At 70.6% G+C, this 7,481-nt stretch carries 5 protein-coding genes; 3 read left to right on the top strand and 2 right to left on the bottom strand.

All coding sequences use genetic code 11. The annotated features are described in order from the left end of the window. Positions 1-93: 93 nt before the first annotated feature. Positions 94-1,119, bottom strand: a complete 1,026-nt coding sequence (gene add, locus VF647_18890; protein ID HEX8454162.1) for an adenosine deaminase — start codon at positions 1,117-1,119, stop codon at positions 94-96. Positions 1,120-1,220: 101 nt separating this feature from the next. After that, positions 1,221-1,949: a rhomboid family intramembrane serine protease gene (locus VF647_18885; GenBank protein HEX8454161.1), complete on the bottom strand. Its 729-nt coding sequence runs from the start codon at positions 1,947-1,949 to the stop codon at positions 1,221-1,223. Positions 1,950-2,177: 228 nt separating this feature from the next. Here VF647_18885 and VF647_18880 point away from each other — a divergent pair, with 228 nt between their 5' ends. From VF647_18880 to VF647_18870, 3 genes are all read left to right on the top strand, one after another. Beyond that, complete coding sequence (locus tag VF647_18880; GenBank protein HEX8454160.1) at positions 2,178-4,589, top strand: ABC transporter permease; 2,412 nt, start codon at positions 2,178-2,180, stop codon at positions 4,587-4,589. A gap of 221 nt (positions 4,590-4,810) precedes the next feature. Next, the gene (locus VF647_18875) at positions 4,811-6,733 is read left to right on the top strand and encodes a radical SAM protein (protein ID HEX8454159.1); all 1,923 of its coding nucleotides are present in this window, start codon (positions 4,811-4,813) and stop codon (positions 6,731-6,733) included. 56 nt (positions 6,734-6,789) lie between these two features. Further along, positions 6,790-7,464, top strand: coding sequence for a hypothetical protein (locus tag VF647_18870; GenBank protein HEX8454158.1), 675 nt, complete (start codon positions 6,790-6,792; stop codon positions 7,462-7,464). The last annotated feature ends 17 nt before the right edge of the window (positions 7,465-7,481 follow it).

The following is a 7,481-nucleotide window of genomic DNA, read 5'->3' as shown; positions in this document are numbered from 1 at the left end:
GGGGGGGGGGGGGGGCCCCTTTCGCCCCCTCCCCCGGGCAGTTTCGGGGGTGGGGGATGCGTCGCGGAGCGACGCTGGGGGTGAGGGCCCCTCCTACAACCCCGCGATCTCCCCGCGCACCGCCTCGATCATCGCCAGCTTCTCCTGGCGGTGCATGAACGAGCTGTCGAAGCCCATCAGCGCGATCTCCACCAGCTCGTCCCAGGTGAAGCCGAGGTACTGGTGCGCGCGCCAGTATTCCTCGGTCATCGTGGTGGCGCTCATCAGGCGGTTGTCGGTGTTCAGGCTCAGGACGATGCCGGCGTCGTAGTACTGGCGGAGCGGGTGCGTCTCGAACGAGGCGACCGCGCGCGTCTGCACGTTGGAGGTCAGGCAGATCTCGATGGGGACACGGAAGTCGTTCACGTAGCGCATCAGGTCCGGGTCCTCGAAGAGGCGCGTGCCGTGGCCGATGCGGTGCGCGTTGCAGTAGTGCAGCGCCTGGTGGATGCTCTCCGGGCCGTACGCCTCGCCGGCGTGGATGGTGGCCGCCATGTTCTTGTTGATGACGGTGTAGAAGGCGTCCTTGTGCTTCTTGGCGGGGTAGTTGTACTCCGCCCCCGCCAGGTCGAACGCCACCACGCCGCGATCCTTGTACGCCACCGTCAGGTCCGCCAGGTCGCGCGAAGTCTCCGGCTCCATGTTGCGGATGCCGCAGATGATGATCTCGGTGCGGATGCCGAAGTCCTGCTCGGCGCGCTTGAGCCCGCGCAACGGCGCCTCCACCGCCTCGGTGAGCGGAAGGCCCTCCTGCGTGTTGAGAATCGGTGAGTAGCGGATCTCCGCGTAGCGCACGTTCTCCTTCGCCAGGTCCTCGGCCAGCTCGTAGGCGATGCGCTCCAGGGCGTCGCCGGTCTGCATCACGGAGAGGGTGATGGCGAAGCGCTCCAGGTACTCGACGAGGTTGCGCGCGTCCTGCACGTGCATGTAGTCGCGCAGGGCGTCCGCGTCGTGCGCGGGCATCTTCTTGTTGTACTCCGCCGCGAGCTCCAGCATCGTCTCGGGGCGCAGCGATCCGTCCAGGTGCACGTGCAGCTCCGCCTTGGGCAGGCGGTGCAGCAGGTCTCGGGTGACTTCCATGGTCCTCGCCGGGCTGCGGGTTGCGGGGGGCGGATGCGCGAACGGGTGGCCCACGTTGCCGTGCACCACCCGCGCCTCACTGTGCCGCCCCCGCCGACATTCTACATCCAGGGCCGTGCCTGCGCCACCTCCGCGCGGGTCAGCACCACCTTGTTGCGCCGCGCGCGCGTGAGGGTGTGGTTCTCGAACAGCTTCACCAGCACCACTCCCGCCACGAACCCGCCCACGTGCGCCCACACCGCCACGCCGCCCTCCTCCCCCGCCTCGGCGCCGAGATCCACGTACGCCATGAAGAGCTGCAGCGCGAACCAGTACATCAGAAAGAACATCGCGCGCAGGTTGAAGAAGAAGATCGGCGGCAGCCACGTCCGCACCCGCGCGTGGGGATAGAGGACGATGTAGGCGCCCATCACCCCGCTGATGGCGCCGCTGGCCCCCACCGCCGGCAGCTCGCTCCCCACGTTGAAGTAGATGTGCGCCGCCGCCGCCACCGCCCCGCACAGCAGGTAGAAGACGAGGAAGCGCAGGTGCCCCATGGAGTCCTCGATGTTGTTCCCGAAGACCCACAGAAAGAGCATGTTCCCCAGGATGTGCTCCCAGCTTCCGTGCATGAACATGGCGGTGAGGATCGTCCCCGTGGTCAGCCCCTCCGGCGCGCAGCGGGCCGTGATCTCGCACGGGATGGTGCCGAAGTGGAGCACCGACGCCTGCAGCGCCTGCGACGTCCCCGCGCCCTGGAGCTGGAACCAGGCGAACGCGTTCAGCAGGATCAGCCCCACCGTCACGATGGGGCGCAGCTCGGTGGGGTTTTCGTCGCTGATGGGGATCACGCGCGGCTCCGGTCGGGGTGCGGGGGCGGGCCGTGCAAGCGCGGCGCCAGCATCCGGCGGGCCGCTGTCCGGTTTTGGGACCGCCGCATCCCGCAGGTGGACACCGGGGGCGGGGCATCGCGGCGCAAGCGGTTGTGCCGCATCGCGTTGGGGCGGGAGGGCCGGCGGCGCGGGCGTTGCCCTGTAGAGGGCCCAGCGTCACTCCAACTCCCTCCCGCGGGACTCTACATGTTTCTGAACGCTCGTGCCTGGGCCGCCGACCTGATCCGTGACGTGCTCTACGGCCTGCGCCAGCACGCCCGGCGGCCCGGCTTCGCCACGGTATCCATCCTTACGCTGGGCCTCGGCGTCGGCGCGACGACGGCCATCTTCAGCGTGGTGAACGGCGTGCTCCTGAAGCCGCTCCCCTTTTCCGAGCCCGAGCGCCTGGTGGGCGTCCACCACCAGGGATACGGGCAGGGGCCCGGTACCTTCTTTACCTACCGCGACCACAACCGCACCTTCGAGGCGCTGGGCGCGTGGGAGGCGAACGAGGTGTCGATCACCGGCGGAGCCGAGCCGGAGCGGGTCGAGGCGCTCGCCGTCACCGCGGGGACGCTTCCGCTGCTGGGCGTGAAGCCGGCGCTGGGCCGCGTCTTCACCCGCGAAGACGATGCGCCCGGCAGCCCGCTGCGCGTGGTGCTCACCCACGGCTACTGGCGGCGCGCCCTCGGCGGCGATCCCGCGGTCGTCGGCCGCACCATCCGGGTCGACAGCAGCGTCGCCGAGGTGATCGGCGTCCTTCCCGAGAGCTTCCGCTTCCTGCGTAGGCACCCCGCCGTCGTGCTGCCGATGCGCCTCGATCCCGCCGACGAGTCCGCCTTCGACTTCGCGGCGGTCGCGCGGCTCAAGCCCGGCGTCACGGTGGAGCAGGCGAACGCCGACGTCGCGCGCATGATCCCGCTCCTCCCCGCGCAGTACCGTCCCTTCGGACTGCGGCCCGACGTGCGCCCGCTCGTCCGCGACGTGGTCGGCGGGGTGGACCGGCCGCTCTGGATCCTGCTGGGGAGCGTCGCGGTCGTCTTCCTCATCGCCTGCGCCAACGTCGCCAACCTGTTCCTGGTGCGGGCGGAGGGACGCCAGCAGGAGCTCGCCGTGCGTGCCGCGCTGGGCGCGGGGCGCGGGCGCGTCGCGCGGCAGCTGCTCTCGGAGAGCCTGGTGATCGGGGTGGGAGGCGGGGTGGCGGGGCTGTTCCTGGCGCACGCGGGGACCCGCCTGCTGCGCCGCATCGCGCCCGCCGAGCTGCCGCGGGTGGAGGAGATCGGAATCGACCCCGTCGTCCTGCTCTTCGCCGTCGTGGTCTCGCTCGCGGCGGGGGTCTGCTGCGGGCTCGTCCCCGTCGCGCGGCTGGGGACGGACGACGCGAGCCGGCTGAGGGAAGGAGGCCGCGCCGCCAGCGACGGGCCCGGCCGCAACCGCCTCCGCAGCCGGCTGGTGGTGGCCGAGGTGGCGCTGACCATGATGCTGCTGATCGCATCCGGCCTGATGATCCGCACCTTCGTCGCGATGCGGCAGGTGGAGCCCGGCTTCGCGGCTCCGCGCGAGGTGCAGAGCTTCCAGGTGCCGCTCCCGCTGGAGAGCGGAGACACCGGTGCCGTCGCCCGCACCTTCCGGCAGATCTCGGAGCGCGCGGCCGCGATCCCAGGCGTGAAGTCGGTGGGCTTCGCATCGTCTGTCACCATGGATGGCGAGGACAACACGAACCCGCTCTACGTGGAGGGCGTCGCGACGCCGGCCGGGGAGCTTCCGCCGCTGCGCCGCTTCAAGGCCGTGGGTCCGGGCTACCACGAGACGATGGGGAACCCCGTCGTGGCGGGCCGCCCCATCTCCTGGGACGACATCCACCAGGGTCGTCAGGCCGTGGTGATCTCGGCCAACCTGGCGCGCGCGTACTGGGGCGATGCCGCGCGCGCCATCGGCAAACGGGTGCGCAACGACCCCGCGTCGCCCTGGCAGGAGGTCGTCGGGGTGGTGGGGGACGAGCGGGACGACGGCGTCGACCGGCCGGCGACCGCCATCGTGTACTGGCCGCTGATGCACAACAGCTACGGGAGCAGCGAGATGGTGTTCGTGGTGCGCTCGCCCCGCGCGGGGACGCAGGCCCTGATTCAGGAGCTCCGGCAGGCGGTCCGCGCGGTCGACCCGTCGCTCCCCATCGCCAGGGTGGAGACGCTGGAGCAGATCCGCGCGGGCTCCATGGCGCGCACCTCGTTCATGATGGTGATGCTGGGGATCGCCGCCGCGGTCGCGCTCGTCCTGGGGGTGGTCGGCATCTACGCCGTGATCGCCTACATCGCGGCGCAGCGGACGCGCGAGGTGGGCACCCGCATCGCCCTTGGCGCCAGCGCGGGCGACGTGCGGCGGCTCTTCCTGCGCCAGGGGCTCACCATGACGCTGGCGGGGATCGGCATCGGCATCGCGGGCGCGCTGATGCTGACCCGGCTGATCTCCGCGCACCTGTTCGGCGTCGGCCCCATGGACCCGCTGACCTACGCCGCGGTCGCGCTCGGCCTCACCGGCGTCGCGCTGTTAGCCTCGTACCTCCCCGCGCGCCGCGCCGCCCGCGTGGACCCGGTGGTCACGCTGCGGGCGGGCGGCTGAAGCCTCCGCGGTAAGCTGAAGGGGGCACGGAGATGATGTTGGTCTCCGTGCCCCTTTGTCCGCATTGAGGCCGCCGGCGCACGCCAGTACGCGCCGGAGAGGCCAACGGAATCATCTTCAAATGTTTGTTTGACACGAAAAGAGCGTGCATTATATATGGCGGTGGGCCGCACCACGGAGGGGCCGATCCGCCGTCGCCTCGTATTTCCGGGAGCTTTTTTATGAAGGTCCTGCTCATCAACCCGCCCAACAACTACTACGACGCCTTCGAGCTGGCCCCGCCGCTGGGGCTCCTCTCGCTGGGCGCGGCGATCCGCGAGGAGGGGGCGGAGGTCGCCATCCTCGACTTCAACCTGCGCGCGACCGCGGACCACGCCTTCGTAGGGGACGGCTTCTACCGGCGCGCGCTCGCGCTGATCGCCGCGCACGCGCCGGACGTGGTCGGGCTGACGTCGATGGTGGTGAACTCGCACGTGGCGCTGGAGCTGGCCCGGCTCGTCAAGGAAGCGGACCCCGCGGTGCACCTGGTGCTCGGCGGAACCCACTTCTCGGCGATCGCGGAGGAAGTCCTCACCTTTTACCCGTGGGTCGACTTCGTAATCAAGGGCGAGGGCGAGCTGCCGGCGCGCGAGCTGGTGCGCACGCTTCGCGGCGGGGGGCGCCCAACGCACGCCGCGCCGGCGCCCGGCGTCGCCTTCCGCCACGGCGGGGAGGTGGTGGCGTCGCACACGCGAAAGCCGTTCGACTCCATGGACCAGCTTCCGGCCCCCGCGTACGACCTGGTGGACACCGCCGAGTACTTCCGCGTGAACCCCGACCGCGTGCTGGACTACGAGCCGGGGCGCGGCTGCATGTACAAGTGCTCGTTCTGCTACAGCCCGGTGCACTACGGCTCAGGCGGGCAGTCCAAGAGCATCGACCGCATGCTGGCCGACATGCAGCGGCTGCAGGACCTGGGCGCCGGCCACCTGTTCTTCGTGCAGGACAACTTCGTGAACAACACCCGCTTCGCCAAGGAGGCGTGCATCGCCATGGCGAACGCGGGGTTCACCCTCACGTGGAACTGCTATACGACTCTTCCTCAGATGACGGAGGAGATGATGCGGCTGCTGGGGGCCGCGGGGTGCACCAACGCCTTCACCGGCATCGACGCCGTCAACGAGGAGTGCCAGAAGGAGTACCTCAAGAAGTTCTACCGTGGGTGGGAGCCGCTGGAGCGCACGCTCCGCTACTCGGTGGCGAGCGGGGTCACCCCCACCTGCGCCTTCCTGGTGGAGAACCCGCAGAGCGGCGTCGACCGCATCAACCGCACCCTGGTCACCGCGCTCTTCGCGCGCTGCAACGGCGCGGGGCTTCGGCTCAACACCCTTACGCTCTACAACGGAACGCCCAGCGAGCAGGCGCACGGGGGCACCGTCACGTACTCCGAGCTCAAGCCGCGCCTCCTTCTGGACTGCCCGGACGTGGTGCAGGTGAACGACTACGCGCGCCAGCACCCGCGGCTCTTCCCCTTCCACAACACCCACCTGCCGCCGGACGTATGGGAGCGGTTCGCGAGCGGGATGCACGTGGCGTACACGCTCTTCCAGGCGTTTCCGCTCACGCTGTACCGGTGGGTCACGGAGGACGGCGGGTCGCTGTGGGAGATGATCGACGGGATCGCGCGTGCGGCGGGCGACCTGACGCAGCTTCAGCCGGACGAGCGCCGGCCGCTGGAGCGCGTGCTGTTCGCGCGCTGGTTCGATCGCCAGCCGCGCATGCAGCGCATCACCACCGAGACGTTCGAGCTGGAGCGGGCCGAGCTCAGCGTCCGCTGGGGCGCCGAGCGTCGCGCGTCGCTGCGCGTGGACGGCACCGCGCGGGAGGTGGTGGTACGTCCGCATGCCCTGGTGCGGCTGGGCTACGACGCGTCGGAGCTGCGCCGCTTCGAGCTTGGCGCCACGCCCGAGCGGGGCGCGCCGCGCGACGTGCTGGTGCAGCGCTCCCGCGGCGGGCTCGTACACCAGGAGATCGCCCCCGAAACGGCCCTCGCGGCCGCCTCGATTCGGCTGAACAACGGCAACCTGGTCGCGGATCTCCCTCCCGCGACCCTGGAGACGCTTGCCCTGGCCGGGCTCGTCTCCACGCCCGCCGCGGCGGCGTAGCGCCCGCGGCTCTTGCGGAGTGCATCGAGGGACCCGTCATCGACAGGAGGATGATCATGGCTCAGGGTCAGGAAGGGATCGCGCGCGGCCAGGAAGGCATCGCCCGTGGGCAGGAGGGAATCGCGCAGGAAGGCATAGCGCGCGGCCAGGAAAGCATCGCTCGCGGCCAGGAAGGGATCGCCCGCGGCCAGGAAGGTATCGCCCGGGGGCAGGAGGGCATCGCGCGCGGGCAGGAGGGCATCGCCCAGGAGGGGATCGCCCGTGCCAAGGGTATCGGGCAGGAGGGCATCGCGCAGGAAGGGATCGCGCGTGGGCAGGAGGGCATCGCCCAGGAAGGGATCGCCCGCGGTCAGGAAGGGATCGCGCGCGGGCAGGAGGGCATCGCCCAGGAGGGAATCGCCCGAGTCAAGGGTATCGTCCAGGAGAGCATCGCGCAGGAAGGGATCGCGCGTGGGCAGGAAGGGATCGCCCAGGAGGGAATCGCCCGGGTCAAGGGTATCGGCCAGGAGGGCATCGCGCAGGAAGGGATCGCGCGCGGCCAGGAGGGCATCGCCCAGGAGGGGATCGCCCGGGTGAAGGGCATCGGCCAGGAAGGCATCGCGCAGGAAGGGATCGCACGCGGGCAGGAAGGAATCGCCCAGGAGGGGATCGCCCGGGTCAAGGGCATCGGCCAGGAGAGCATCGCGCAGGAAGGGATCGCGCGTGGCCAGGAGGGGATTGCCCGCGGGTAGCCGACCGCCTCGGAAGG

The organism is Longimicrobium sp. (assembly GCA_036387335.1).
In the GTDB taxonomy this organism is placed as follows: Bacteria; Gemmatimonadota; Gemmatimonadetes; order Longimicrobiales; family Longimicrobiaceae; genus Longimicrobium.
The sequence above is the reverse complement of the archived record's forward strand: the minus strand, read 5'-3'. Positions and strand labels throughout refer to the sequence as shown.